At 52.4% G+C, this 25,476-nt stretch carries 23 protein-coding genes and 2 pseudogenes; 8 read left to right on the top strand and 17 right to left on the bottom strand.

The genetic code is table 11. The features are described 5' to 3' along the window. Positions 1 to 9: 9 nt before the first annotated feature. The 3 genes from bglF to AC6I8A_RS20335 all read right to left on the bottom strand — a co-directional run bounded on the left by bglF (position 10) and on the right by AC6I8A_RS20335 (position 4,360). Positions 10 to 1,878: a PTS beta-glucoside transporter subunit IIABC gene (gene bglF, locus AC6I8A_RS20345; RefSeq protein ID WP_497819043.1), complete on the bottom strand. Its 1,869-nt coding sequence runs from the start codon at positions 1,876 to 1,878 to the stop codon at positions 10 to 12. A 264-nt stretch (positions 1,879 to 2,142) separates the two neighbouring features. Further along, positions 2,143 to 2,847 (bottom strand): YoaK family protein, encoded by a 705-nt coding sequence (locus AC6I8A_RS20340; RefSeq protein WP_256699421.1) that lies wholly within the window; start codon positions 2,845 to 2,847, stop codon positions 2,143 to 2,145. Positions 2,848 to 2,911: 64 nt separating this feature from the next. Further along, positions 2,912 to 4,360, bottom strand: coding sequence for a sugar porter family MFS transporter (locus tag AC6I8A_RS20335; RefSeq protein WP_265302835.1), 1,449 nt, complete (start codon positions 4,358 to 4,360; stop codon positions 2,912 to 2,914). Positions 4,361 to 4,606: 246 nt separating this feature from the next. Here AC6I8A_RS20335 and AC6I8A_RS20330 point away from each other — a divergent pair, with 246 nt between their 5' ends. From AC6I8A_RS20330 to map, 3 genes are all read left to right on the top strand, one after another. Further along, positions 4,607 to 4,792 carry a con-10 family general stress protein gene (locus AC6I8A_RS20330; RefSeq protein ID WP_176972698.1) on the top strand — a complete coding sequence of 62 codons (186 nt, stop codon included), beginning with the start codon at positions 4,607 to 4,609 and terminating at the stop codon, positions 4,790 to 4,792. Positions 4,793 to 4,903: 111 nt separating this feature from the next. After that, a complete protein-coding gene (locus tag AC6I8A_RS20325) occupies positions 4,904 to 5,146 on the top strand; it encodes a ParD-like family protein (protein ID WP_497819042.1) in 243 nt (80 codons plus the stop codon). Next, on the top strand, positions 5,146 to 5,928 hold the full coding sequence (gene map, locus AC6I8A_RS20320) for a type I methionyl aminopeptidase (protein ID WP_256698875.1): 783 nt from the start codon (positions 5,146 to 5,148) through the stop codon (positions 5,926 to 5,928). Before AC6I8A_RS20325 ends, map begins: the two co-directional genes overlap by 1 nt. 46 nt (positions 5,929 to 5,974) lie before the next feature. On the opposite strand, the gene AC6I8A_RS20315 is transcribed toward map, so the two are convergent. Together AC6I8A_RS20315 and AC6I8A_RS20310 are read right to left on the bottom strand one after the other, a co-directional pair. Then, positions 5,975 to 7,540, bottom strand: coding sequence for a methyl-accepting chemotaxis protein (locus AC6I8A_RS20315; RefSeq protein WP_497819041.1), 1,566 nt, complete (start codon positions 7,538 to 7,540; stop codon positions 5,975 to 5,977). A gap of 420 nt (positions 7,541 to 7,960) precedes the next feature. After that, positions 7,961 to 8,455 carry a DUF892 family protein gene (locus tag AC6I8A_RS20310; RefSeq protein ID WP_256698878.1) on the bottom strand — a complete coding sequence of 165 codons (495 nt, stop codon included), beginning with the start codon at positions 8,453 to 8,455 and terminating at the stop codon, positions 7,961 to 7,963. Positions 8,456 to 8,879: 424 nt separating this feature from the next. Here AC6I8A_RS20310 and AC6I8A_RS20305 point away from each other — a divergent pair, with 424 nt between their 5' ends. Next, entirely contained in the window at positions 8,880 to 9,083 is a 204-nt protein-coding gene (locus tag AC6I8A_RS20305; RefSeq protein WP_256698879.1) for a con-10 family general stress protein, read from the top strand. Positions 9,084 to 9,631: 548 nt separating this feature from the next. Further along, positions 9,632 to 10,054, top strand: a complete 423-nt coding sequence (gene uraH, locus AC6I8A_RS20300) for a hydroxyisourate hydrolase (protein ID WP_110867159.1) — start codon at positions 9,632 to 9,634, stop codon at positions 10,052 to 10,054. A 57-nt stretch (positions 10,055 to 10,111) separates the two neighbouring features. Here the strand turns inward: uraH and ftrA are convergent, their stop codons facing one another. After that, a complete protein-coding gene (ftrA, locus tag AC6I8A_RS20295; RefSeq protein ID WP_265302825.1) occupies positions 10,112 to 11,116 on the bottom strand; it encodes a transcriptional regulator FtrA in 1,005 nt (334 codons plus the stop codon). A gap of 116 nt (positions 11,117 to 11,232) precedes the next feature. Here ftrA and AC6I8A_RS20290 point away from each other — a divergent pair, with 116 nt between their 5' ends. After that, positions 11,233 to 12,699 (top strand): MFS transporter, encoded by a 1,467-nt coding sequence (locus AC6I8A_RS20290; protein ID WP_497819040.1) that lies wholly within the window; start codon positions 11,233 to 11,235, stop codon positions 12,697 to 12,699. Here AC6I8A_RS20290 and AC6I8A_RS20285 read toward each other — a convergent pair whose 3' ends face one another. The 6 genes from AC6I8A_RS20285 to AC6I8A_RS20260 form a co-directional block, all read right to left on the bottom strand. After that, positions 12,700 to 13,248, bottom strand: a complete 549-nt coding sequence (locus AC6I8A_RS20285; protein ID WP_256698883.1) for a pyridoxamine 5'-phosphate oxidase family protein — start codon at positions 13,246 to 13,248, stop codon at positions 12,700 to 12,702. A 17-nt stretch (positions 13,249 to 13,265) separates the two neighbouring features. Further along, positions 13,266 to 13,841 (bottom strand): TetR/AcrR family transcriptional regulator, encoded by a 576-nt coding sequence (locus AC6I8A_RS20280; RefSeq protein WP_497819039.1) that lies wholly within the window; start codon positions 13,839 to 13,841, stop codon positions 13,266 to 13,268. Beyond that, complete coding sequence (locus tag AC6I8A_RS20275; RefSeq protein ID WP_497819038.1) at positions 13,838 to 14,431, bottom strand: NAD(P)H-dependent oxidoreductase; 594 nt, start codon at positions 14,429 to 14,431, stop codon at positions 13,838 to 13,840. Before AC6I8A_RS20275 ends, AC6I8A_RS20280 begins: the two co-directional genes overlap by 4 nt. Positions 14,432 to 14,565: 134 nt before the next feature. Further along, positions 14,566 to 19,125 (bottom strand): autotransporter outer membrane beta-barrel domain-containing protein, encoded by a 4,560-nt coding sequence (locus AC6I8A_RS20270; protein ID WP_497819037.1) that lies wholly within the window; start codon positions 19,123 to 19,125, stop codon positions 14,566 to 14,568. A 302-nt stretch (positions 19,126 to 19,427) separates the two neighbouring features. Then, entirely contained in the window at positions 19,428 to 20,828 is a 1,401-nt protein-coding gene (locus AC6I8A_RS20265) for a YfcC family protein (RefSeq protein ID WP_497819036.1), read from the bottom strand. Continuing rightward, positions 20,815 to 21,957, bottom strand: coding sequence for a M20 family metallopeptidase (locus AC6I8A_RS20260; protein WP_497819035.1), 1,143 nt, complete (start codon positions 21,955 to 21,957; stop codon positions 20,815 to 20,817). Before AC6I8A_RS20260 ends, AC6I8A_RS20265 begins: the two co-directional genes overlap by 14 nt. Positions 21,958 to 22,068: 111 nt before the next feature. On the opposite strand from AC6I8A_RS20260, the gene AC6I8A_RS20255 reads away from it, so the two are divergent. Further along, complete coding sequence (locus AC6I8A_RS20255; RefSeq protein WP_497819034.1) at positions 22,069 to 22,989, top strand: LysR family transcriptional regulator; 921 nt, start codon at positions 22,069 to 22,071, stop codon at positions 22,987 to 22,989. A 7-nt stretch (positions 22,990 to 22,996) separates the two neighbouring features. Here AC6I8A_RS20255 and AC6I8A_RS20250 read toward each other — a convergent pair whose 3' ends face one another. Continuing rightward, positions 22,997 to 23,227, bottom strand: coding sequence for a hypothetical protein (locus AC6I8A_RS20250; protein ID WP_061719655.1), 231 nt, complete (start codon positions 23,225 to 23,227; stop codon positions 22,997 to 22,999). Between the two features lie 244 nt (positions 23,228 to 23,471). Between AC6I8A_RS20250 and AC6I8A_RS20245 the strand changes: the two are divergent. Continuing rightward, positions 23,472 to 23,786: pseudogene (locus AC6I8A_RS20245) on the top strand (transposase); the annotation flags it as partial. Positions 23,787 to 23,849: 63 nt separating this feature from the next. Here the strand turns inward: AC6I8A_RS20245 and AC6I8A_RS20240 are convergent. The 4 genes and pseudogenes from AC6I8A_RS20240 to AC6I8A_RS20225 form a co-directional block, all read right to left on the bottom strand. After that, the gene (locus AC6I8A_RS20240) at positions 23,850 to 24,236 is read right to left on the bottom strand and encodes a contact-dependent growth inhibition system immunity protein (RefSeq protein WP_293794167.1); all 387 of its coding nucleotides are present in this window, start codon (positions 24,234 to 24,236) and stop codon (positions 23,850 to 23,852) included. After that, positions 24,233 to 24,472 (bottom strand): annotated as a pseudogene (locus AC6I8A_RS20235) (polymorphic toxin type 28 domain-containing protein); the annotation flags it as partial. The pseudogene AC6I8A_RS20235 and the gene AC6I8A_RS20240, both read right to left, overlap by 4 nt. A gap of 203 nt (positions 24,473 to 24,675) precedes the next feature. Continuing rightward, entirely contained in the window at positions 24,676 to 25,059 is a 384-nt protein-coding gene (locus AC6I8A_RS20230; RefSeq protein ID WP_265302802.1) for a hypothetical protein, read from the bottom strand. Next, positions 25,060 to 25,368 (bottom strand): hypothetical protein, encoded by a 309-nt coding sequence (locus AC6I8A_RS20225; RefSeq protein ID WP_265302800.1) that lies wholly within the window; start codon positions 25,366 to 25,368, stop codon positions 25,060 to 25,062. Between the last annotated feature and the right edge of the window lie 108 nt (positions 25,369 to 25,476).

Below are 25,476 nucleotides of genomic sequence, written 5' to 3'. Positions count from 1 at the left end.
GCTCCTCAATTATTTCAGCACGGCCAACAACGGAGCGCCTTCGCTCACGGCCGTGCGGCTCAGGGTTAACACATCCACAAAATCATCGCTATTACTCACCAGCACCGGCGTGGTGAGGTCAAATCCTGCGGCTTTAATCGCATCGAGATCGAACTCCAGCAGCAGGTCGCCCACTTTGACCGGCTGATCGTTGGCGACTTTTGGAGAGAAATATTGTCCATCGAGCTTCACGGTATCGAGACCGACGTGGATCAACACTTCCGCGCCCTGCGCTGATGTCAGGCCAATCGCATGACCAGTACGGAACATTGACGACACCACGCCATCGATCGGCGAAACCACGCGGCCACTCTGCGGGATAATCGCTGCCCCTTTGCCGAGCAAACCACTGGCAAAGGTTTCATCTTTAACCTGTTCCAGCGGAATGACGTCTCCCGCTATCGGACTGACCACACTTTCGCGGCGCGTCAGCTTGGTGGGGGACGAAACCGGTGAGGGCGGCGCAACCACGTCGGCTGCAGGCTCGGTCAGACCGAACAGATAGGTGCTGACGCAGGCGAAAATCAGTGCCACCGCCGCACCGGCAAACGCCGCCAGTACGCTGGCATCAATGCCGCTGTTCGGCACCACCTGAATAAAGGTGAACACGCTCGGGAAACCAAAGGAGTAAATGGTGGTGTGCCAGAAGCCGAGGATTGCCGCGCCCAGGGCGCCACCGATGCAACCGAAGATAAACGGACGTCGACACGGCAGCGTCACGCCATATACTGCCGGTTCGGTGATGCCGAAGATGCTGGCGGTAAACGCCGATCCCGCCATCGCTTTGAGTTTCGCTTCGCGGGTTCGCAGGAAGATGCCCAGCGTCGCGCCCGCCTGACCCAACACCGCTGGCATCAGCAATGGCAGCAGAGTGTCGTGACCAAAGTTGGCGAGATTGTTCAGCATGATCGGCACCAATCCCCAGTGCAGACCGAAAATCACGCACACTTGCCAAATCGCGCCCATCACCGCGCCCGCAATCATTGGGCTCAGGCTGTAAATCCACAGATAGCCTTCGGCCAGCATGCGGCTCAGCCAGGTCGCCGCCGGACCAATCGCCAGGAACGTCAGCGGCACAGTGATCAACAAGCAGCACAACGGCGTAGTGAAGTTACGCACCGCGACAGGCGAGCGCGGATGCACCCAACGTTCAATCAGGCTGGAAACCCAGGCCGCGAAGATAATCGGAATCACTGATGAGCTGTAGTTCAGCACCTCGAGCGGGATGCCGATGAAGGTCAGTGCATTGCCCTGCTGCTGCTGTTGCAGCACCTCAAGAATCATCGGATGCACCAGTGCAGCGGCAATCGCCATGCTGACAAATGGATTACCGCCGAATTTTTTACCGGCGCTGTAGCCGAGCAAAATCGGCAGGAAGTAGAACAAACCATCGCTGGCAACAAACAGCACTTTGTAGCTGCCGCTGTCGGCGCTCATCACGCCGAGCACCAGCGCCAACGCCAGCAACCCTTTGATGATGCCAGTGGCGATCATCACGCCGATAAACGGGGTAAAAATGCCGGAAACCAAATCGATAAAGCGTGCAAACAGGCCTTGCGGTGCAGCGTTATCTGCGGCCTCGTTCTGATTATCCAGCGCATGGCGCGCGGTGAGTTCGCGATACACTTCCGCGACTTGATTGCCAATTACCACCTGATATTGGCCGCCGCTCTCCACCACCATGATCACGCCGGGATTGTCCTTTAACGCGGCGGTCTGCGCTTTTTGACTGTTTTTCAGCTTGAAGCGCAAACGCGTGGCGCAGTGCATCACGCTGATAATGTTCTCTTTGCCGCCAACACCGCTAACGATGTCATCCGCCAGTTCCTGATATTGCATCACTCTTTCTCCTGAACAATGCCCTAATGCTCGCCAGTTAAGCGTCTATCGGTCACCATAGATGGCGACCCTACAAAGGATTGGCGTGTTTTTCGCGCAAAAAAAAAACCTGAGACGCGCCCTCTTCAACTGAAAAAGGGCGCGTCTCAGGTTTTGCCTGCCGAACAGTAACAATCCTTAACGGGCGCTATCATGCTTACAGCGCGGAAAAAGTGGCAAGCAGTATTAGCGAACAACGTTGAGAAGTGTGAAGCGGGTCACCGATTAGAGGCGTTTGAGTGCCGTTAACGCCAGCACGCTAAGCAGCGCACCAATCACCATCAGCAGCAGATAACTCATCCACTGCAGCAGCAAAATCCCCAGCACGCCACCGCCCAAAAACGCCAGCACGGTGTAAAAATGCAGCTTTAGCCGCTCAATATAGAGTGGCGCATCCTTAGGAGATTCTTTGCGGCGCAGCACATCAAACAGCATTGCCAGCTCAATACCGATATCGGTCGCGGTGCCGGAAACGTGCGTGGTACGTACACGCGCGTTGGAGATGCGCGTCACCACCGCGTTTTGCAATCCCATCAAAAAACTCAGGCTAAGCACCAGCAGCACGCCGGATCCGCTAAAGCGGAACCCGCTTTCAATCACACCCAGCACCAGCAACGCGATGCCTTCAATCAGGATATTAATGGCGTAGATGCCGCGGATCTGGCGCCGTCTGCCGGAGTTGATAATCAGCGTTGAGACCGACGATCCGGCGATAAACAGCAGCACGATGAGCAGAAAAAACAGGCCGACGTGCAGATTGGCTTTGGCCAGATGGTCGGAAAGTGAGGAGACATTGCCGGTCATGTTTGCCGAGAAGAAACCGACGGTTTCAAACGCTGCGGTGTTGAGTGCGCCCGCAACGGCGGCCAGCGTGCAGGCCAGGCGAATGTCGGTATTAAAGGTGCGCGTGTTCTCGGCGGTGATCAGCATGGGAAATCCTGGCCCGGGGAAAGAGGCGTATCTTCCTCCCGTAACCAGGAATTCTCAAGCGCCGTCAGGCGGTCTGTTGATCCTGCTCCTGCTCGCTAAACCGCTCACGCATTTCGTTTTCGATCTCTTCGAGAGATTTGCCTTTGGTCTCAGGCAGCATGGTGATCACAAAGATCAGCGAGCCGACGTTGATGGCCGCAAAGATAAAGAATGCACCATTGCCGGTGGCAGACAGCAGCGGCGGGAAAGCAAACGCCACCGCCGCGTTACAGATCCACTGGAATGAAACCGCAGCGCCTGTCAGCACGCCGCGCACTTTCATCGGGAACAGCTCGGACATCAGCAGCCAATACACCGGCGAAATGCACATTTGCATAAAGAACAGGAACACCAGAATCGCCGCCAGCGCGAAGATACTTTGCGTCATGTCTTGTGGCATCAGCAGCAGCACGCAGCCGAGCACCAGTTGCATGGCTATTACTACCGTCAAACCAGTCATCAGCATGGTGCGACGTCCAAAACGTCCCACCGCTTTGATGCCCACCATGGTTGCCAGCACCGAGACAATGCCGTTACCGATGGTCGCCGCAATCGACGCGTTGGTGCCCATGCCGGTGGTTTTCAGGATCACAGGTGTGTAGTACATAAAGGCGTTCACGCCGGTGAACTGGATAACAATGCCCAGCCCCGCGCCCACCAGCAACAAGCGAAGAATCCATTTCTCTTGCAGCAGTTCACGTGCCGAAGGCCCCTGACGCGCCGCCTTCGCGTGCTGGCGCATCTCTGTCATCTCCTTTTTTACTTCACGCGGTGTTTCGCGCAATTTATGCAGGATTCGGCTCGCTTCTTTGATGCGCCCTTCCGCCACCATCCAATGCGGCGAAGCCGGCACAAAGAAGGTGCCGATAAACAACAAGGCGCCGGGAATCATTGCCATCGCCAGCATGTAACGCCACAAATGCGGATCGTTAAGTGTGAAACTCATCACCGCGCTGACCACATACGCCAGCAGCTGACCGGAAACAATCATCAGCTCATTGCGGCTCACCAGCGGCGCACGACGTTTGGGTCCGGCGATTTCGGCAATAAACACCGGCACGGTTGAGGAGCCACCACCTACCGCAATCCCCAGCAGAAAACGCATCGCCACCATCACGTGCAGGTTCGGCGCTAACGCGGTACCAATCGCGCCCAGCACAAAGATCAGTGCCAGAGAACGCAGCGTGATACGACGACCAAAGCGGTCGGAGAAATAGCCACTGAGAAAAGCACCCAGTGCGGCACCGAAGATCAGGGATGAAGTGACTAAACCTTCGGTGAACGGTGTGAGGTCAAGACCGCCCTGATCAGGTGGTAAAGTCATAAACGGCAAGGCACCGGAGATAATCCCGGTGTCATAACCAAAGGCCAACGCGCCCATGGTCGCCACCAGTACCACAAAGAAGATGCGCTGTTTGACGGTGAGATTGCTTAGCGCTGAATCGTCGTCACTGTTTTGCTGCGATGTGTCCATTCCTGTTCCCTGCATATTTAACGCGCCCTCTAGCGCAAAGGTTGAAACCCAAAAGGCAGAAGTATAGTCAGGAATTGTAAAATGTGACGGAGGTCACGGTTAAATCGACAAACATTCAAACATTTATTTCATGATCTCTTTCAATGATCGTCATTGCCGCTCTGGCTTTCGCACAACGGCGTACTACTATTTCAGCGTGACTAGCTAGTCCTCAAATCTAACGGAACATTGATAAGAGGTCTTCCTATGAACAAACAGAGCTACAGAGGCGGCGCAGGGAATTTTGCCAACGATCCAGAACGTGCGAAAGAAGCTGGCAGAGCGGGAGGCAAAGCCAGTGGAGGCAATTTCAGAAACGATCCTGAAAGAGCCGTTGAAGCGGGACGGAAAGGAGGCAAGATTAGCCGTCGTCCTCCAACAAAGTCTGAGTAAGGCGCCTTAGGATTTTTCATGCCATGGATTGGCTTCACTTCTCTTTTGCATATCACCTCCCAAAACGGTAGCCTATATACATATCGCATACATTTCATATATAGGCTTATCATGGGCATCGTAAAAATCTCCGACCTGATGCATGAGAATCTGCGCATCGCCAGCACGGCGATGAGCCGATCCATCAATGCGCAGGCAGAACACTGGATGAAGATCGGCATGCTGGCCGAGATTTACCCGTCACTCAATCATCAGGAATTGACGCGCTTGCTGATGCGCGTTGAACGCGACAGCGGCGCGGATTTAGCGCAACTGCTTGGCCATCCTTTATTCACCTCGCAGGGAATCGCGTAATGAGCATCAAACTGCATACCGCTGAAGAGATCGAACTGGCGCGTGCCGCCGGACATGCCGCCGCTAAAGTGCTGGAGATCATCACGCCATACGTCAAACCGGGCGTTACCACCGATGAACTGGACGCGATTTGTCATGATTACGTGGTAAACGTGCTGAAAGTGATTCCAGCGAATATCGGCTATCACGGCTACAGCAAAACGACCTGTACCTCAGTAAACCACGTGGTGTGTCACGGCATTCCGGGCGAGAAAAAGCTCAGGGATGGTGACATCGTTAATATTGATGTCGGCATTATCAAAGATGGCTGGTACGGCGATACCAGCCGCATGTATTACGTCGGTCAGCCTTCGGTGCGTGCCAAACGTTTAGTGGATATCACCTACGAATCGATGGTTGCGGGTATCAACGTGGTGAAACCGGGCGCGACATTAGGCGATATCGGCGCGGCAATTCAGCAAGTGGCGGAAAAAGCCGGTTTCTCGGTAGTGCGTGAGTATTGCGGTCACGGCGTTGGCGAGGTGTATCACGGCGATCCGCAGATTCTGCATTACGGCACGCCGGGTGAGGGATTGGAATTGCAAGCGGGTATGATTTTCACCATCGAACCGATGATCAATGCGGGCAAAGCCGGCACCAGCGTGCTATCCGATGGCTGGACGGTAGTCACAAAGGACCGCTCGCTGTCGGCGCAGTGGGAACATACCATCGCAGTGACCGAAACCGGATTTGATTTGCTGACGCCGTGGCCAGAAGGTACCGGCGCATATCAGGCTATCTAATAATAGGAGATCCAGAACGCGAAGAACGTTCTGGACCCACATCGCCTTAAGCGGTTTGACGCAGCGTAAACACACTCACACTATTCACCATATTTGCCGCCTGCTCACTCAGCATTGCCGATGCCGCCAGCGATTGCTCCACCAGCGACGCATTTTGCTGTGTGGTGATATCAATCTGGCTAATCGCAGTGTTGATCTGGCTGATGCCGTCGGCCTGCTCGGTGCTGGCCTGATTAATCTGCACCAGCAGCTCTTTCATCTCGGCGACATTCGACATCATGCCGTTCATCAGCTTATTGGCATCCGTCACCATATCGCGACCATCGGCAATGCGCGTGGAGGACTCCTCAATTAAATTGCGGATCTCATGCGACGAGGTGGCGGTTTTCTGTGCCAGCGCGCGCACTTCTTGCGCCACCACGGCAAAACCACGACCGTGTTCACCGGCGCGTGCGGCTTCCACCGCAGCATTCAACGCCAGAATATTGGTCTGGAAAGCAATTGAATCGATCAGGTTAATGATGTCCGCCATGCGGCTGGCAGAATCGTTGATCTCGGCCATTTTGGTCGCAACGTTATCCATCATGCTGGCATTGCGTCCCACCGTGCTTTCCGCTTTGGCGGAGAGATCGGCGGCAACGTGGGTATTATTTCGCGTATTGCTGATGGTGGCGCTGAATTCCTCCACCGAGGCCGCCGTTTGTTCCACCGAGCTAGCCTGCTCTTCCGTGCGGGCGGCAAGGTCGTTGGTGCCCGACATGATTTCGCTGGCGCCGCCAGATATCTGTTCAGCGCTAATGCGAATATGGCTGACAATCTCTGACATTTTCTCCTGCATCTGCTGAATGGCATTAATTAACTGCCCCATTTCATCTTTGCGCTGTTCATAAAAATCGGAGCTGAGATCGCCATCCGCTACGCGGCCTAGAAACGCAATAACTTTTTTCAAAGGCACAGTAATGGAACGGATAATAATCCAGCCAATTAATGCAGAAACCAAAATAGCCACCACAAAAATAATCAGCATGGAGATTTTGGTCTTACTGTATGACGCCATAAAATTATTGTAAGAGCCATTCATTTGCTGCTCTTGCAGATTAATGAAACCCTCAACCTCATTGATATAATCTCTTTGCGCCGTGGCAAGGGTAGAAAAATAGAAATCCACCGCTTTTGTCACATCACTATTCACTAACGCGAAGAAAGCATTTCGCTCCTTCAGAAAGTCAGCCCGCTTCAATTCAACGCGCTTAAGAAAATCAATAGATTCTTCATCCGTTGCCAGCGCACCTAATTGCTTATAGGTTTCGCTGATCTTTTTCGATGCTTCCTGAAGATTGCTTTGAATGGTCGCTCTGCGCTGCGCATCAATGGGACTTAGCAGCAGTGCTTGCTGCTGCACCGTCACGTTGATTTCATCAATCAACTGGTTGCCCAATGCGATGGTCGGATAATCATCCTTCATCATGCCATTGACGCCGGTTTCCGCTAAGAACAGCGAATTTAATCCGAGCAACGCCACCAACATTAGCATCGCAATATTCAGCACAGAGGATATGGTAAGTTTGGTTCGCAACTTTACATTACGCGAAAATCTTTGAACTACGTCCATTTAGAAACCTCAATGATTTTGATTGAAAAGGTGTGAAGACAATGGTGTTGTTTTAAAAATGGAAGAGGCTCCGAAAATTAATCGGCAGCATCCCTACTGTTATCGTCAGCTATTTCATTAACATTAGAGACGCAGGTACATCAAACTGGCTATGTGCAGATAGTTATTGATTTGAAAACGATTTCATTGATCAGTTTTATTTAATGATGGCGATATACATAAAATCACCAGGCTGATTTTTTTGCTTAATTTACAAGAAAGGATTTCGCAGACCTTACGGATAGTGAATAAATGTTCTTATTTTTCCCAGTTACCGCAATTTGACTCAAAGAAAAATGATCATTTATCTTCAATATATACGCATAAATGCAAAATGACGTGGTCAGCAGATACAGGCTGCTGACCGTCCGCACTCATTCGTCAAACTGCCGCTTCCGCGCTCTGCAAAATCGCTTCATTCGCTACATCCGGCAACTGATGCAGTAGCCAATCCGCCATTTGGATTTCATCTTGCAGGATAAGCTGGAAAGTCTTTATGCCTTTACTGTCCGCCGCCTGCTGCGCTGCGGCCAGCAATGCGGTGTAGGTGGCTACTTTATAGTTACAGAACACATAGCTGCTCACTGCAATACGCACGCCCTCTTCATCACGCAACATATCACTGGCGGCTTGACCCACCGCCGACATGCGTCCCAACGCCTCTTTGAGCGCCGACCAGTTGCTATCATAGCGCTTCAAAACCTCCTTCACCTGTTGTTGCTGTTCACAGGTTTGCTGCGTGTATTGCTTCATGCGCGCCTGCAAAAGGGGAAAATCCTCCAGCCTTAGCGTCGCGGCCTGCAGCAAAGACTCTGCGTGTTTTTCCATGGCGTGCGCATCGCGTAACCAGTCCAGATACACAAATTCCTTGGTCATTAATTTGCTCCGGTAGTGAGAAGAACATCGACAGTTAGCTGCCTGATGGGTATGACATCAGCTCATTTAGCGTGAATAAATAAAATAAGCGAAGCGTTAATTAGGCTAAATAAGGAGATTAATTAAACCTAGCAAGCAAGTGGGAAGCTGCAAGTATTGCATAAAGGAATTGCGATTTACTTTACAAGTAAAGTCTCTTACCGCTTCGCTTATTAACGACTCAAAGAAGCTTTCTTTTTGACGTTAAAAAACTCAAGATCATAACTAATGATAGTTACATTTAGAGACAATCAAAAATTTAGCTGGAAGTTACACAAGCAAGCCTCTTAGAATTAAGACTTAAGATAAACCCAGGCTTGAAACTGGTAAAAATGGCACTACATTTATTTTGCATCAAATTGGTATTTAACAGAGAGGAGAACCAATGACGGACGCTAAGCAGCAACCCGATGAGGAAGAAAAAAAGACGCAACGTCGTGGTGGTGCAGGCAACTTCGCAGAGAATAAGGAACGTGCAGCTGAGGCTGGACGCAAGGGTGGTCAGGCGAGCGGCGGCAACTTCAAGAATGACCCGGAGCGTGCCATTGAAGCAGGAAGAAAAGGAGGCAAGATCAGCCGACGCAAATAACATTCTTCTTAAAAGAATAAACCTTTAACGGTATTCACTTCTGCACAACACTCTCCTGATACTGTATTTACGCTTCGCTTAATTACAGCTGCATCGATCTCAGGAGAGTTATTTTTTGCAAAAAAACGGATATTTGATTGTTTCTTGATCAATCTCAACTTATTTACCGCTTCGCTTATCATGGTTTTACCCTTCGCTTATTAGCCAATAAATTACATTTGCAGGCTAATAATAAATCACGGACTAAACGTTATATTTGTACACTGTCTAAAGGCTGGTACAACTTTCGAAGGATTATTCTTACAGGTTACTAAGAATAATCATGAAGAGGTTATCGAAGCGGTAAAACAGGAAACCGAAACACACAATCGTTCCGGAGGTCGCCATTTATGGTGACCAGGTGCGCATGAATGCGCTCCTTCGATGACAGCACGCACTTAACTCATTTTTTGATTTCAGAAATTTCACATTTAGTCGTATCGATTTTTATTTTGTTGTCGCAGAACCTAGGATTGCAGCACATTCACCTGCTAAATATGGATATCTTAATGAAAACTCTTTTTACCTCAGCCAGTGCCATCCTGATTGCGACCAGCCTGTCAGCAGGAGCTGCACAACCCGCCGCACCAAAAAATCCTCTCAGCGTACATGTATTGAACCTGCAGACAGGCTCACCAACAGCGGGTATTGAGGTTGAACTCGATCAGAAACAAAATAATAACTGGGTGAAATTAGCCAGCGGCAAAACCGACAGCAACGGCAGAATCAGCGCGCTGTTCCCGGAAGATAAAACCGCCAGCGCAGGCAGCTATCGCGTGGTGTTCAAAACCGGTGACTATTACAAAATGAACAATCAGAAGACCTTCTTCCCGGAGATTCCGGTGGAGTTCAATATGGAAAGCAACGGCGAGCATTACCATATTCCGCTGCTGTTGAGTCCGTTTGGTTATTCGACTTATCGCGGAAATTAAGTTCAAAACGGTCGCCATGAATGGCGACCCTACAGGTTTTCGGCGCACCTGGCTTAATTAAAGCACCATCCCTCTTTCATTAAATGCCTTGCGCCAATGCGTTGGCGTAGTATTCAAGCGCTGTCTGAAGTGATGCCGCAAGGTTTCCGGCGATCCAAATCCCGCCTGCTCGGCAACCTGGTCGATGCTCAGCTTGCCGCTCTCCAGCAGCGCGCAGGCTTTTTCCAGCCGCACGCTCAACATCCACTCTCCCGGTGTGGTGCCGGTAGCGTCATGGAAGCGGCGTAAAAAAGTGCGGCGGCTCATACCGGCTTGCCTGGCGAGCTGATCAATCACCAGCGGCGTATTAAGGTGATTGCGTAAATCATCAAGCAGCGGCGAGAGATTTTTTGCCGCACGCTGCGGCACCGGCTGCTGGATCAGCTGCGCCTGGTTCCCTTCACGCAGCGGCGGCGTCACCATGCGGCGCGCGGTGCGGTTTGCCACTTCAATGCCATAATCGCGACGAATCAGATGCAGACACAAATCCACGCCCGCTGCGCCGCCCGCTGACGTAATAATGCTGCCCTCATCAACATAAATCATGCCGTGCTCAACCTGCACCTGTGGGAAGCGCTGCGCCAGTATTTCGGTGCTGTTCCAGTGTGCGGTAGCGCGTTTACCATCCAGCAAACCGGCAGCGCCCAACACGAAACTGCCTGCGCAGATCGAAACGATACGCGTGCCGTTGCGGTGTGCTTTTTGTAATGCAGCGATAAGCGCATCCGATGCCGGTTCATGCACGCTGCGCCAGCCGGGAATCACGATGGTGCCCGCCTCGTCCAGCAGCTCAAGTCCGCCGTCGACCACCAAACGTACGCCGCCTTGCGCGCCGAATACGCCCTCCTCCACCGACGCCACGCTCAAATCATACAAAGGCTGGCCGAACGCGTCATCGACGCGCCCAAAGGCCTCAACCGCCGTGCCGAATTCAAAGGTACACAGGCATTCATACGCCAGCAAAACCATGCGGCGGTTAAACGGTGCAGGCGAACGGGCATGTAACGGAGCAATCATTTGCATTAAGGGTCACCGGAGAATTTGGCACGATCTTGACGATATATGGCATGCGGGCGGATTTCCACTGTCACGCCAATCTTTCATGCTGGCACGCTCTTAACGTATCGCAGGGAATGAGTATGAAAAACATGTTGGCGCTGATGGCGGTTTGTCTGGCCGCACTGATGTCGGGCCTGGAGATATCCAGCGTACCGGTGATTTTGCCAGTGCTGGAAAAAGAGATGCACACCAGTTTTCGCGAACTGCAGTGGATCATGAACGCCTATACGCTGGCTTGCACCGCGGTGTTAATGGCAACCGGCACGCTGGCAGACACTTACGGACGCAAACGTATTTTCATCATCAGCATTATCGCCTTCGGCGTGACGTCGGTGATGTGCGGGCTGGCGGGAAATGCGTGGTGGCTGATCGTCGGACGTTTGCTGCAAGGATTAAGCGGTGGCGCGATGTTAACCTGCCTGATCGCCATTTTGTCATTCCAATTTCCACAGGGAAAAGCGCGCAGTCGAGCGTTCGCCGCGTGGGGCATTACCTTTGGCTTTGGGCTGGGATTCGGGCCAATCATCGGCGGCATGCTGGTCGCCTGGTTTAGCTGGCAATGGGTGTTTTTGGTGCACGGATTTATCGCCCTGCTGACGCTGATCCTCGCGCTGAAAAATGTGGTGGAATCACGTGATGCTGAAGCCAAAAAGCTCGATCTCGGCGGCCTGATCACCTTATCGCTCAGCGTAGTCGGCGCAACTTACCTCATCACGCAGGGCAGCAGCCTCGGCTGGAGCAGCATGGCTTCACGGCTGATATTGCTGGTTACATTGCTCAGCGTGCTGCTGTTTGTATGGGTTGAGAAGCGCCATCCGCACCCGATGTTTGATTTCTCGGTGTTCCGCATCCGCGCCTTTTCCGGTGCGCTGATGGGCTCGATTGGCATGAACTTCAGCTTCTGGCCGCTGATGATTTATCTGCCGGTCTATTATCAGAGCGGGCTTGGCTACAGCAGCATGGCAACCGGTTTGGCGCTGCTGGCTTACACTTTGCCGACCTTACTGATGCCGCCGCTTGGCGAGAAGTTGGTGGTGCGATTTGGCGCGGCGCGCATGATCCCGCTGGGATTATTCACCATCGGCGCGGGCTTTATGCTGATGAAGTTTGCCGCCGCGCAGCAGATGAGTTTATTGCCGGGCGCGCTGCTCTCGGGCATCGCGCTTGGGCTGACCAACACACCCGTCACCAACACCACAACCGCATCGGTGCCGGGTAATCGCGTGGGTATGGCGTCTGGCATCGATATCAGCGCGCGCCTGATTACGCTTGCTATTAATATCGCGCTGATGGGCAGCTTGCTGGTGGCGGGCATCGCGGCAAGTCTGCAACGCCTTATGCCGGGACAAAGTAGTGTGTATGCGCTGGCCGAGCACATCGCCGGCGGCGGCGAGGTTTCACTGACCCACGCTATTGCCGCGCAGGTGCTAACCGACGGATTTTCCGGCGTGCTGTTGTATGGCGCGGCAGGCGTGTGGGGATTGGCGCTGGCGAGTTATCTGCTGTTTAACCTCCGTCGCAAGGCGCAGGAACAATGTACGCCTTAGCTACGGATTAACCCATTTGCTGTTGGTGAGCGCTCCGTCTGAGCGGTAACTCAGTAACGCTCTTTGATTGTTTTCGCGCGCCAGCAGGCACCAATCCAGTTGGGTAATTTGGATGATCAAGACGCCGAAATTATCCTCGGCGTTACTGACATCGTTGGATTGGTTGTCAATGTCACTTCCCGGCGCAGCGCCAGCATAGGTTTGCTGCGTCCGGTGCGATAATCGTTGCCACGCCGCTGCAGCTAGTGCGCTGTATGCGGCGTGCAGCTCGACCGTGCCCTGCAACCGCAGCTGGGTTTTCGCGCTGTAACCCAAAACCGTAACCTCTGGATTCACCGCCAGCGCCTGCCATTTCGGGCTGCGCATATCGGTGTGGAATTCCAGCGTGCGTTTTTCACGGTCAACGGCGCGCAGCACCAGCGTTCTTGCCTGCGGCTTGCCTTGTAGATCAACGGATGCGAGCGTTAAGAAGTGAAACCCGGAATCAGGCTCGCGTGCGCCGGTTTCCAGTTGTTGCCAGCAAGCGGTATCAATCTCGCACAATGACATCTGTTGCTCCTGTTCGGTTACTGGTGACGCTCCACCAGCGCCAGAATCAGCGCCTGAAGTTCCGCTAATCCTTGCTGCTGGCTGATATCGCCACCTACCACCGCATTAGAAATCGCATCGGCAGCGCCTAACATTCCCCACATGCTGGCTTGCGGCAACGCTGCCTCGGCAAACCAGCCACGGAATTTTTCAATAAAATCGAGCTGGTACTTGCGCTTCACTTCCGCCAGCTCCGGCGAGCTATCAAGTGCTGACAGCACATCGGGGATTTCACGTCCCTGCGTCAACACGCAATCAACGTAACTCGACGCCACCACGTTAGCGCGCTCAACAAGGCTGGCACCGGCAGCATTCATTGCCGCCTCGATAATCGCGTTCTGACGCAGATCGAAATCTTCATACAACGCCGCAAGCAGACCGTGGCGCGTGCCAAAATGATCGTAGACCACCGGTTTACTGACGCCCGCTTCTTCTGCCACGCGTCCTAACGTCAGCGCTAAGCTGCCCTGCTCGCGCACCAGATTCCACGCCACGGCAATCAGCTGCTGACGACGTGCCTGATGCGACATGCGCTGGCGAGTGGGTTGATTCATGCCGATTCCTTCACGTGAAAAAGTTGCTTCCCAAGTTGGTGGGCCAGCGTGTAATGCGCCTCGGGATAATTTTCATCGGTTGGCAGCAGCAATTCGCTGGTCATCACCGGCGCGCCGCAGTAGCCAAAAATCCCCTCGTCGATCTGCGTGCGCATGCTGCTGAAATAGCCGCGACGCACATAGGTGCGCTGGCTTGCCGCGCCCAGCGCCAGCAAATGCACCTGCAAATGGCCGAGCTTTTTCACCACGTTTTGGCCGTCATCATCGTACGCCCAACCTTGGGTGAAAACGCGATCGATCCAGCCTTTCAGCTGCGCCGGGAACGACCACCAGTAAATCGGATAAACCAGAATCAACGCATCGGCGCGATCCAGACGTTGCTGTTCAGCCACAACATCGGCAGGCGACGGCGCAACACTTTTGAACTGATCAAAATCGGCCTGATTGAAGCGCGGATCAAACTGCTCCGCCGCCAGATCGGCAATTTCATAGCTGTGGCCACTCGCAGCAATACCATGCGCTACCTGCGAAACAAGGTGATGAGTATAGGAGTTGGGATCTGGATGAGCAGTAACAATCAGAGCATGCATAGCGACAACCTCCGTCATGAATAAGCTACTAGTAGTAACTTACCATTGGTAGGTTGTCAATTTTACCGCGCTCGAGACACCTAAAAAAGCCCGCCGTCAACTAAACCGGCGGGCTTGTGAAGGTAACCGTTTTATCAAAACACCCAGCGTACGCCCGCGTTGTAATTCCAGCCTTGCACGCCGTTGCCGTCGATCTCTTTGCGATAATTGGCTTCGGCATACAGCGAGAGATTATTGGTGAAAGCCGCATTGCCGCCGATGCCGGCATCCCACATCTGGCCGAACTTACCGCTGTTGAAGCTCTCGCTGACGTCGCTGTTGCTGGCACCGACATTCACTTTCGCTGTGCCGCCCCAGCCGCGATAGTAGTTAGTGCGCAGATACGGCGTATATTGCCCGCTGCCGCTGTCCTGCCAGGTACGCGCCAGACGCGCGCCGACGCGGCCAATGGTTTGGTCATAATCGTCGTAAGAGACTTTGGTTTGATCGTCGTCGGTGAAGTCATCCATCTTCAAATGCAGATGCAGCAGTTGCGCTTGCGGCTCAAGACGAATGCCGTTAGCCAGTTGGAACGGATAACCACTCTCCAGCGATGCGGTCCAGCCTTTGCCTTTCAACTTCGCCACCTCTTTCTGTCGAGCGATATCGGTGTCGCCACGATGCCAATCGAGTGAAAACGCGCCATCCAGATAGAAGCCACTTGCGCGCTGCCAGGTGCCGTAAATCGCCAGGCTGTCGCTGTCGAAATCGGTTGAACTGTAACCATCAGCGGCATTCGGTCGGATGCGTGCATTGCCGCGCGTGTAAGCCAGGCCGCCGCGCAGGCTGTCTTGCTCGCCGTCCAACCGCAGCAGATTGCCGCCGAACTGCACCGCGCTGTAATCGAGGTCAAAGTCGTAACCGTAATGCGCCGTATCAAGGTTAGTTTTGTACTTCTGGTTGGAGCCGGAATAACGGATGAACATTTCCGCTGATCCGTCTGGATTCTGCCGCAATTCGCCCAGCCGTTGATGCAAATCACCCATGGTTGCCAGGGTGTAATAAGCCAATCCGACCGGCGCCGAAATGTACGAAGGAAGCTGTGGAATCAGCGCCGGGCGCACCGCGCCGCTGCCTGCTGTCTGCGGCTGGCAAACGGAATCCTCTTCACAAATGTAGTTATTGGCCAGACGATAATCCCAGGTTGTATTGCCATTCTCGGGAGCAAAGCTGTAAAGCCCGTATTGCCACGGCCCTGCGGCGACATAACCCCGTTGCAGCGCAAAGCTATTGGCGCGGGCGCTACCAGCAACCTGTACCAGAGAAACGCCTTCATTGGCGGAGATCACGCCATCTCGATTGCTATCCGCCAGCGTGGCAGCACTCAGCGCATCATTGATAAAGGTCGTGCCGGTAACGTTGCCGTTAACGCGTAACGTGTCGCTTTGCGCGCCCTGCGTCCGCAACGTCAGCTTGCCGCCCGCCGACGCCAAATCACCGTTGATGGTCAAGGTGTTGCCCGCTGCGCCGTTGGTGAGATCCAACGTACCGGCGTTATTCACCACCAGCGAATCATCGGTTTCGCCCGACAACACCGGATTGACCTGATCGCCAACCAACAGCGTTGATCCGCTATCCACGTTGATGGTGCTGTGCGCCAGCTTGAGATTGTCGGTAAGGGTAAATTGCGTGTTGTAGAAGTTGATGGTGCTCCAACCCGCACCGAGGTTGACGCCGCGCGCCAGATCATCGTTGTTGAACGAACCTCCGCGCGCGTTGATCTCGCTAAAGTTCAGCGTGCTGCCGCTGCCGCCTGCGGTGGTAATGTGGCGGGTGTTTGCCAGGCTGACGTTAGCAATCGTCGCCACATTGTTAGCACCGGTTCCCATCGTCACGCTGCCGTCAATGGTTCCGCCGGTGAGTTCGACCACGTCGGTGCCGTTGCCGGTGTTCACATCGCCCACCACGTTGCCATCGACCAGCGCAATTTGGTCATTGGTAGCGCCACCCGCAACCACAACGGTTTCCGGGTAAGGCGCGGTGACGTTGCCTTCATTGATAAATACCGAGTTGCCGCCACGCAGATCGATAATGGGCGAAACCAGGCTGAGCGAAACGATGGTGCCGCGGTTGATCACCTCGCTGGCGGTGCTGGTGACAATCGCCGAGCCGCCATCGGAGCTGTTAACGATGATGTTACCGTTGGCGATCACCCGCCCGGTGGTGTTGGCGCGTACGCCAGTTGCCGGGCCATAGACAAAGAAGCTGTAACCTTGTGGGATGATCAAATCGTTGCTGGTGGTGGAACCATCTTCTTTGCTGAACACGTAGCCCGTCGCGCCTGCGCCACTCACCGCACCGAGCATATAACCGTTGGGATCGAATGAGGTCGCGGAGCGAATTAAGGTGCCGCCATCGGTGTTCATCCCGACATCCTGCAACGAAATGTTGCTGGTTTCGGCGCGGTTGTTCAGCACGGTGCCGCCGCCGGAATTGTAAAGCCCAATGTTGCTGGCGGTTAACGATGCTGCGCCTTTATCCAGCAAAATGGTGTCTGCGCCCGTATTGGCGTTGATGGTGCTGTAGTAAAAATTCGGCCCGGCAGTATCGCCATTTATCGTCAGCCCGCCGTTATTGCCTACGCGCACTGCGGCGATGCCGCCTGCACTCAATCCGCTGTGATCGGTCCAATAAACGGTATTACCTTCAGCGGTATCCAGCGCGACGCCCGAGGCTATGTTGGTGCTGGATCCGTCAAAGATATTTCCGCCGCCGCGAATACGTACGCCGATGCTGTTTGGCCCGCTGAGATTGATGGTGCCGCGCGGCGTTGACTGATAGATCACACCGTCGCGGATATCAAAGGCAGTGGCATTAGTTCCGTTGCCGGTGATCGGCGCCACGTTGGCGAAGAATCCGCCTTGCCCGGTGCCCGCAATGGTATTGTTGCCGTTAAGCTCAATCGGGTTGGTGATAGTCACGTCTGCACCCTCCGAGCTCTGAACCGCAATCGCCCCTTCGCCATTAACGTGATAGCTGTCGGTGCCGTACAAGGTGGTGCCGTAAAGTCGTGAACCGGCACCTGACGCGATAATGCCGCGTGTGTTGGCACCGCTCAACGTCACATCTGCAGCCACCACCGGATTGAAGATCACGCCGTCACTCAGGCGATACAGCGCTGAACCTGGCGTGGAGACATCATAACTGCCACCGTTGCTATCGATGTGCGCATAGTTGGTGGCTTGATAACCGGTTTGATTCGGCGCGTAGAAATGCAGTGAACTGGCATCGCTGATGGTCAATCTGGCATCGTCACGCACATCAACGCCAATCGCATTTTCGCCGTACAAATTGATTGTGCCGTTCTGGACAAAATTGGCCTGGCTGCCAGAAACGGCAACGCCCGTCGCGCCCTTGCCTTTGACATTAATGGTGCCGTTATTCTCACCGCTGGCATCCTCGAGACGGATGCCGGTGCTGTTAATCGCGGTATTGATCACGCCATTGTTGGTGAAGCGGCTGCCACCGTTGGCATACACGCCGGTGCCGCCCGCACCAACGGTCGAGGCATCAACGCCGCTGCCATCGGCATTATTGAAAAAGCCGCTGTTGATGACGCCGTTGTTAATGCCGTTGCTGCCGTTTAACAGTTCCAGTGCGTTGCTGCCAACGCTGGCCAGTTTGCCGTCAATCACCGCCGTCGCGCCATTGCTGGCACGCATCGCCGCGCTGTTGGCGTTTACCACCTCCAGAATGCCGCTGCTGCCAATGGTTGCCCTGGCATTGGGGCCATCGGCGCTTAACACAATGCGTTCGCCAATCGGCTGCGTCACTTCGTCGTAGTATTCGTCGGCATCGATCACATAGGCGATGACATCGCTGCGTAAGGAGAGCGCTTTATTGAACTCGCTGCTGTAGCTATCGGCGGCCAAGTTGCCGTTTTGCAATTGCTCAATCAGCCAATTGTTGTAGCTCTGCAAGCTGCTGACGTTGGACACGTTGAATGAAGTGGTGGCGTTATCCAGCGTGGTGACGCTAAACGCGCCGCGCCACGAGACCACATTGTCGAACCATTGCCCCAGTTGATAGGTATAGGGCGTGTAGGAACCAAAAAAGGAGATGCGATTAGCGGAGTTCCAGTTCATGGTGCCGCTGCCGCTGGCAGTAAACAATTCGCTCTGTTTTGCCGCCATCGACCAGCCGTTGGTGCTGGCGGTGGTTGCTGCGCCCTTTTGCCCGATATCAACATTGATGGTGCCATTGCTGACCTGCGCCACGCGCGCGTTAATATATTGCCCATTATTAACGTTATAAAAATTCGGCAAGGTCGTAGTTTCAATGGCACTAATCGCCGCAGAATTATATACCTGCACGCTATTACTGCCGCTGCCATAAGCGTCCGGCACGTTAATCACATCATTCTGCGCGCCCAGATCGACGCGACCTGAATCTTGCCAGGAATACGAAATTATTCTGCCGCTGCTGAGCAATTGTCCGATGGATATGGTGCCACCGCCGTCCTGACCGGGCGCAAACCGCTGATTGCCACTTAATGTTTGAGTCGAGCCATTACAAATACAAAATACCCCGGCGCGGTTGTCATTTAATTCCGGCGTAAAAGGCTGAAGCGTCGCCGCCCAAACTGGTGAAGCCGGATTAAATACCCCGTAAGCCGCAATAAGGCTAATAAACAGCGGATGCAATCGAAACATCATCGTTCACTCCAGAGAAGCGTGCAACGCTGCCGCGATGCGTAAAGACATCGCCAGCAATGGGTTTGGCTAATATTAATTTGTGTAATTGAACGTAAGGGAATTCTGCGACGCGGCAATATCATCACTTTACGCGAGAGAGTTCCAGCGCGACTTAAGCCAAATAGCGATGATTAGATAACTTTAAGAAAAGGCCGGGGATTGAATACAATTATTCGTGGGACTGAAATAGCGGAAAGGATGTTGATCGTGTTAACAACAATATAAAAATAAGAAGCCACCATTAAGTGGCTTCTTACGATTTATTAGAATGGTCCCCAGTTGATCGCCACACCAATTAATAAGGTGACAACACAAATGGCAAACCAAATCGCCACTACCGGCGCAACGAATTTAATCCATTTGCCGAAAGAGATATTGGCGGTGGCCAAGGCGGCCATTAACACCCCAGACGTTGGGCTGATGGAGTTGACGATACCTTCACCCAGCAACACCGTTTGTACGGTGACCTGACGGGTTAAACCGAGGTTATCGCCGAGCGGCGAGAAGATCGGGATCAGCAACGCGGATTCACCGGAACCGGATGAAATACCGAAATGCATTAGAGCTGCGCTGATGAACATGCCTATCGCCGCAATGGCGGGATGAACCGGCGCCAGTAAATCAGACAGGAAGCCCACAATCGGATCAAGAATATTGCCCTGCTGCAGCACTACGGAGATTGCGCCAGCCATACCGACAATGAAACCGCCCTTTACCAATTGCGAGCAACCCGTAAGGAAGGTATTGGCAATGGCAGAACCCGACATGCGACCCATCATGCCGACCATAATCGACAGAATAATAAACATCGCCGACATTTCATTGGTGGCCCAATGCAATTGCACCGTGCCAATCATAAATACAATCAGCGTAGCGGCGCAGGTGATCAGAATCAGTTTATGCCGACCAGTAATCGCCAGTGATTCATCATTCTGCGCAATTTGTTCTATTCGCACTTCACCATTATTCCGCGCGCGCTTCACCGAGATAATCAAATAGGTCATCACCGTTAACACGAACAATAAACAGGTAATACCGCGCAATAACATGCCTGAGAACAGCGGTAACTGTGCCAGATGTTGGGTTAAGCCGGTAGTGGCTGGACCTAATACCGCAACGTTAAAACCCGCCGCGCAGGTTAAATACACCAGCGCCATACCAATCATTGGCGATAAACCCAACGAACGCGCCACCAGTAAACCAATCGGCACAAACGCGACCACCGAGTTTTGCACCACGCCAGTGGTGCCGAGAATGGCGAATATCACACCAAAAATAATGATAATACGCGTATCGCTAATTTTGGTACTGCGCGACAGTGAATTAAGCGCCGTAGCAATAGCACCCGTCGATTCGATAACCGCTAATAACCCGCCGGTAAATAGAATCAGGAAAATGATCGGCGCGGCTTTGATCACCCCTTGTACAATCGCCAGAAAGATTTCGCCGGGATAAACGCCCGAACGCGCGACTTCATGCAAACTTCCCTTGATGGCGAAAGTAATGCCATTGCGGGTTTCATGATCAAACTTGCCCGCCGGAATAATCCAGGTCGCCACTGCCGCCAGCACCAAAATAATAAACAGCAGCAGATAAGGACTTTGCTCGGTTTTCGCTGCTGGCGGTTGGCGCAGCGTATTTTTCTCCACATTAACCTGAGACATGCGCATCACCTCCGAGGATCAAACCCGCCACCAGCGCCGCGCGCGGAGCAATATCGGCAATGATGATATGTTCATGGCGCGCATGAATACCTGCGCCGGTTGCGCCTAAACCATCTAAAGTTGGAATGCCCAACGCGGCAGTGAAATTGCCGTCGCTGCCACCGCCAACCGCCTTGCCTTCCACAGAGAAACCGAGCTGCTCGGCAACCTGCTGCGCACGCTCCATCAACAACAACGATTCCGGCGTTTGACGCATCGGCGGACGCGATTGTGCGCCGCTAATTTCCAGCGTGATGCCAGCTAAATGTGGCGTGATTTTGCTGATTTCGGCGTGAATGCGCTCGGCTTCTGCTTCGCTGGTAACGCGCGTATCAATGCCTAACACCGCTTTATCCGCCACCACATTGATGCGGTTGCCGCCACGCGCGATTCCCACATTGACGGTGGTGCCGCGCTCCGGCGCGTTTAAGCTGTGCAAGAACATGATCTGATGCGCCATTTCTTGTACCGCGCTGATGCCCTCTTCGGGATTGTTCCCGGCGTGCGCCGCTAATCCGTTGAGGGTGATTTCATATTGTCCGGTACCTTTGCGCGCTGTTTTCAGTGCGCCCGATCCCGCCACCGCAGGCTCAACCACCAGCACTTGCGCCGATCCTAAAGCGTGCTGCGATAACCAGGCGCTGGAGCTTGGGCTACCGACCTCTTCATCGCTGCCGCAGAGAAACACGATGCGTTTGCCCGCCAGTAAATCGTGCTGTTGCAACGCGCGTACCGCCCAGATGGCCTGCACCAGACCGGCCTTCATATCCAGCACGCCAGGACCGTAAAGCTTGCCGTCTTCTTCACGCATTACCAACTCGCCTTCATCCCAAACGGTATCGAAATGCCCGAGTAACACGGTTTGCTCGTCACCGCTTCCCAGCGTGAACTTCAGATGATTGCCGTACTCCGGCTGCTCATCAATCTCTGCTTCCACTCCCAAACGTTTGGCAAACAGCGATTGTAAGACTTCGCCACAACGATCCACGGCGGCTTTGTTCATTGATGGAGATTCCGCTGCGACCAATTCCTTGATATCCAGAAGAATTTCATCGGCATGTTGTTGCAGGTAATTTTTTATAGTTTTCATTTGTACTGCCCTCGCATAGTGAATCTTCGAGTATGGAGATAAAAATGCGCTTAAAAAATGGAGATAAAAGGCTATTATTGTTGACCTCAGATCAACGGATAAGAAAAACCTATGGCGATGCTGCTCTATCCAGAAAAATCCATAAGGTATCTCTATGAAGTAGGTAATTACGGTGGTATTCGTCGCGCGGCAGAAGCCCTGGATGTTGATCCCGCCGCCATCAGCCGTCAGTTATCGCAACTGGCGCGGGAGATGCAACTGCCGCTGCTGGAGCGACGTGGCCGCAATGTGGTGCTGACCGAAGCCGGTAAGTTATTGGCTGAAGATTACGCGCACACCCATCAGCGGCGCAGCCAGTTGGATCGCCAGTTAAAAGATCTGCGCCATAAACGCGGCGGCTCAATCAAATTGCGCGTCGGTCAGGGCATGGTGGATGAAGTCGTCAGGCATGTATTGCAGCCGTTCTCGCAAACTTATCCCGACGTGTTTATCGATATTCTGTCGGGCGATATGCAAACCACCGTGTCGCTGATTGCCAAAGGCGACGTTGATATGGCGGTGGGTTTTGGCCCGATTGGCCCTCCCGGCCTGAAGTGTTTGAGTTTTCACCGCGGACCAATTTGCGCGGTGGTGCACAGCCAACACCCCATCGCGGATTATCCGCAAATTGAAGTGGCCGAACTGGTCAATTATTCGTTGATTGGTATGGACAAAAATTTTGGCATTCAAAGTTATATGAATGCCATGTTCAGTCAGGAAGGATTTATATTCAGCCCGGCTTATAGCTGTAATCTGTTTTCCAGCGCCATCGCCTTGAGCCAGGCCGGCATGGGCATCGCGTTTATGACCGCCAAAGTGGTTGAAGACGACCTCATCGCTAAGAACTTAGTCGCCGTGCCGATTCAGCATCGCATCGCCCGCGAAAGCCAATGCCACTTATTACGCAGCGCCGATCACCGCTTCACGCCCGCCGCGCAGCATTTATGGCAATTGCTGGTGACGTTTTTTGAAGGTACGGCGGGAGCGGTTTAATCGCTGCTTATTTGATTACAAATTTAATAATGGCTTGCGGTGCTTTGAACCAGGCATGATGTTGCTGATCGAACATTAAAGGGGCCACACGACTAATTGATGTACGCTGATGATAAATTTCACTGAAAAACGAAGTGTCGCAGCGCGTTAGATTTTGCGTCAATGTGTTGGCTTGAGCAGATGTTGTTATACTTGTCATACCCAGAATCAAACCAAAAGAGCAGATAATATTACGCATCAAATATCCCTATAATAAAAAACACCCTTTTTATCGACATACCTATATGAAACTTTGGGTTTTTATCATTGACCGAAAGCTCTCCAGGCGAGTGCGTAAGTAAATAAAACCAAATAATCTTAAATAAACACATTAATAACGAGTTAATCATTTGGTAGCCTGTAATTTAAATTGTGTAATCGCCTGTTTTTGATATATTCTCGACATCACGAAGACAGGAAATTATTATGGATGAAAACACTCAAAGTGGTACGAGCGTTATCCGCAAATTACCCGAAGCTGGCATACAAACTGGGTCAATCTGAGCACACTGTACGGGTATCCGGAAGATATCCGCCGTGCGATTTATATGACTGATGCTATCGAATCGCTGAACAGCGTGACCAGGTAAGTGATTAAGAAGCGCAAAGAATTTCCGACGGATGAGTCAGTGCTCAAGGTTATCCGGCTAGCGACGGAAGCTGCGGCGACAAAGTGGACGATGCCAATCATTAACTGGCGGCTGGTGATGAGCCGCTTTATTATCGAGTACGGTGACCGCCTTAGCGGCCATCTTTAAGGTTGAGCAATTATACAGAATTATTTGCAGACTCGTAAAACCACCGACAAGGGCGGGATTATTTTATACAGCTAACTGATTTATCTTTAAAATATCATTCTTTAGATCATCGTTTATATTCTGAGGATCTAGCCCGTTTATAAGATGCTTTATTTTGATAAATGTCTCTTTATGATCCTGCAACTCATTCCCTTTTATTGTCGCCAGCGCTGCTATCAGTTCACCATCATAAAGATCACCAGTCAGGGGATCTTCAGTCAGAACAGCTAATATTCTTGGCATCAGCTGATCAACACATATCTTTTGTCGCACAGCACGGCAGAGATCCCCTACTGCCATGCCTTCGACCGGGACATCAAGAACACTCTCGAACCATGCCTCAAGAGAAGACTGCTGTCCTGAATCTTTCGTTGTATTAATATTTCCCACCAATTTGCGGAAGGTAATCATATTCCATACCCTTTCAGCGCTGATTCAATTTTGTTGATGGCATCAGTTGCCCTGCCATATGCAGCTTGTGCCTCGGGATTATTTACGTTTTTCAGCGTTTCAGCATGATTTCTTAGTCCCCTAAGAGTATTTTGCATTTCCTGCATATGATCCCAATAACCACCGCTTTCTTTAGGTACAGGATTTCCATCCATGTCCTTAAGCGTGCCAGTTATATCATGATCTTTCGGAGTATTCAGACTCAGCAGCGCGTCGGTGATAGGGCGGGTCAGTTGTAGAGTCTGCCCAATCATCGTCTTACTCGTCTATCCCCCGGCGCTCTTGGTGTAATACGGTAGCAGTGGCGGGAAATGGGCCTGTTTAGGGATTAAAGGTAGTAACCCAGGCCAAAGCTGGGATTACTAATTTCAGCTGTAATAGCTTAGAGCTGATCTAACTGTCACCACCATTTAGGATAATCATTAAACGCTGCATACATTGCAGATTTCGCATCGTCCGTTAATCGTTCTCTGCCTTTTGATACTGTGATATACCCATGCAGATCTTCTTTAGCACATGACCATTCAAACCATCCTAAAATTGGATTAACATTCAACTCAAAACATCCATTCATATCTTTAAGATGGGCTATATCATCATTCAATAACTTGTCGACAAATTCGTCAAAGCATTGACATTCAAGCCATACATGGGAGCTGACACTCAAGCTATAATTATATTTATCTACTTGAATCGCCAAGTTAAACTTCAATGATGGAATATGTTCATCAAGTTCTATTACGTCCAATGTGATAATGATCGGACTTTTTATTTCGATATCCATTTAATTTGCCCTTAGATAACGAGCATGAATGACTATTGGCAACTCACCAGCAGCGCGCGGAGGTTTGATTTCCAGTTGCCAACCATCGACTGTTATACGCCCATATGACATACCGTTCTTTGTCGCGGTATCTAATGCAGCTTGAAAACTGCGAAGTTCTGTCTGGCTGGCAAGCCTTACCGCCTCTGGCGTATAAGTTTCGGCTTTAGATGCCGCATATTCTGCCATGTGTTCTGTAGCATTGCCATGCACCCACACTTTTTGACCGTTAGGGTGGTTCGCTTTTGCACCGTTGGTGACAGTGGCCACCAGCAGCAATTCCTTGTCCCACCTGAGAGACGATGTGGTGCGTGTGTGAATGTTGGTCCGGATGAGCAGTAACGATCAGAGCATGCATAGCGACAACCTCCGTAATCG

The organism is Pantoea sp. X-Soil-ISGK-275 (assembly GCF_059730795.1).
Note: the sequence above shows the minus strand (reverse complement) of the source record. Positions and strands in the feature narration are given on the sequence as shown.

Coding starts and splice junctions, on each gene's coding strand:
- bglF (WP_497819043.1), bottom strand. CDS start 1,878: ATGCAATATCAGGAACTGGCGGATGACATCGTTAGCGGTGTTGGCGGC.
- AC6I8A_RS20340 (WP_256699421.1), bottom strand. CDS start 2,847: ATGCTGATCACCGCCGAGAACACGCGCACCTTTAATACCGACATTCGC.
- AC6I8A_RS20335 (WP_265302835.1), bottom strand. CDS start 4,360: ATGGACACATCGCAGCAAAACAGTGACGACGATTCAGCGCTAAGCAAT.
- AC6I8A_RS20330 (WP_176972698.1), top strand. CDS start 4,607: ATGAACAAACAGAGCTACAGAGGCGGCGCAGGGAATTTTGCCAACGAT.
- AC6I8A_RS20325 (WP_497819042.1), top strand. CDS start 4,904: ATGGGCATCGTAAAAATCTCCGACCTGATGCATGAGAATCTGCGCATC.
- map (WP_256698875.1), top strand. CDS start 5,146: ATGAGCATCAAACTGCATACCGCTGAAGAGATCGAACTGGCGCGTGCC.
- AC6I8A_RS20315 (WP_497819041.1), bottom strand. CDS start 7,540: ATGGACGTAGTTCAAAGATTTTCGCGTAATGTAAAGTTGCGAACCAAA.
- AC6I8A_RS20310 (WP_256698878.1), bottom strand. CDS start 8,455: ATGACCAAGGAATTTGTGTATCTGGACTGGTTACGCGATGCGCACGCC.
- AC6I8A_RS20305 (WP_256698879.1), top strand. CDS start 8,880: ATGACGGACGCTAAGCAGCAACCCGATGAGGAAGAAAAAAAGACGCAA.
- uraH (WP_110867159.1), top strand. CDS start 9,632: ATGAAAACTCTTTTTACCTCAGCCAGTGCCATCCTGATTGCGACCAGC.
- ftrA (WP_265302825.1), bottom strand. CDS start 11,116: ATGCAAATGATTGCTCCGTTACATGCCCGTTCGCCTGCACCGTTTAAC.
- AC6I8A_RS20290 (WP_497819040.1), top strand. CDS start 11,233: ATGAAAAACATGTTGGCGCTGATGGCGGTTTGTCTGGCCGCACTGATG.
- AC6I8A_RS20285 (WP_256698883.1), bottom strand. CDS start 13,248: ATGTCATTGTGCGAGATTGATACCGCTTGCTGGCAACAACTGGAAACC.
- AC6I8A_RS20280 (WP_497819039.1), bottom strand. CDS start 13,841: ATGAATCAACCCACTCGCCAGCGCATGTCGCATCAGGCACGTCGTCAG.
- AC6I8A_RS20275 (WP_497819038.1), bottom strand. CDS start 14,431: ATGCATGCTCTGATTGTTACTGCTCATCCAGATCCCAACTCCTATACT.
- AC6I8A_RS20270 (WP_497819037.1), bottom strand. CDS start 19,125: ATGATGTTTCGATTGCATCCGCTGTTTATTAGCCTTATTGCGGCTTAC.
- AC6I8A_RS20265 (WP_497819036.1), bottom strand. CDS start 20,828: ATGTCTCAGGTTAATGTGGAGAAAAATACGCTGCGCCAACCGCCAGCA.
- AC6I8A_RS20260 (WP_497819035.1), bottom strand. CDS start 21,957: ATGAAAACTATAAAAAATTACCTGCAACAACATGCCGATGAAATTCTT.
- AC6I8A_RS20255 (WP_497819034.1), top strand. CDS start 22,069: ATGGCGATGCTGCTCTATCCAGAAAAATCCATAAGGTATCTCTATGAA.
- AC6I8A_RS20250 (WP_061719655.1), bottom strand. CDS start 23,227: ATGCGTAATATTATCTGCTCTTTTGGTTTGATTCTGGGTATGACAAGT.
- AC6I8A_RS20240 (WP_293794167.1), bottom strand. CDS start 24,236: ATGATTACCTTCCGCAAATTGGTGGGAAATATTAATACAACGAAAGAT.
- AC6I8A_RS20230 (WP_265302802.1), bottom strand. CDS start 25,059: ATGGATATCGAAATAAAAAGTCCGATCATTATCACATTGGACGTAATA.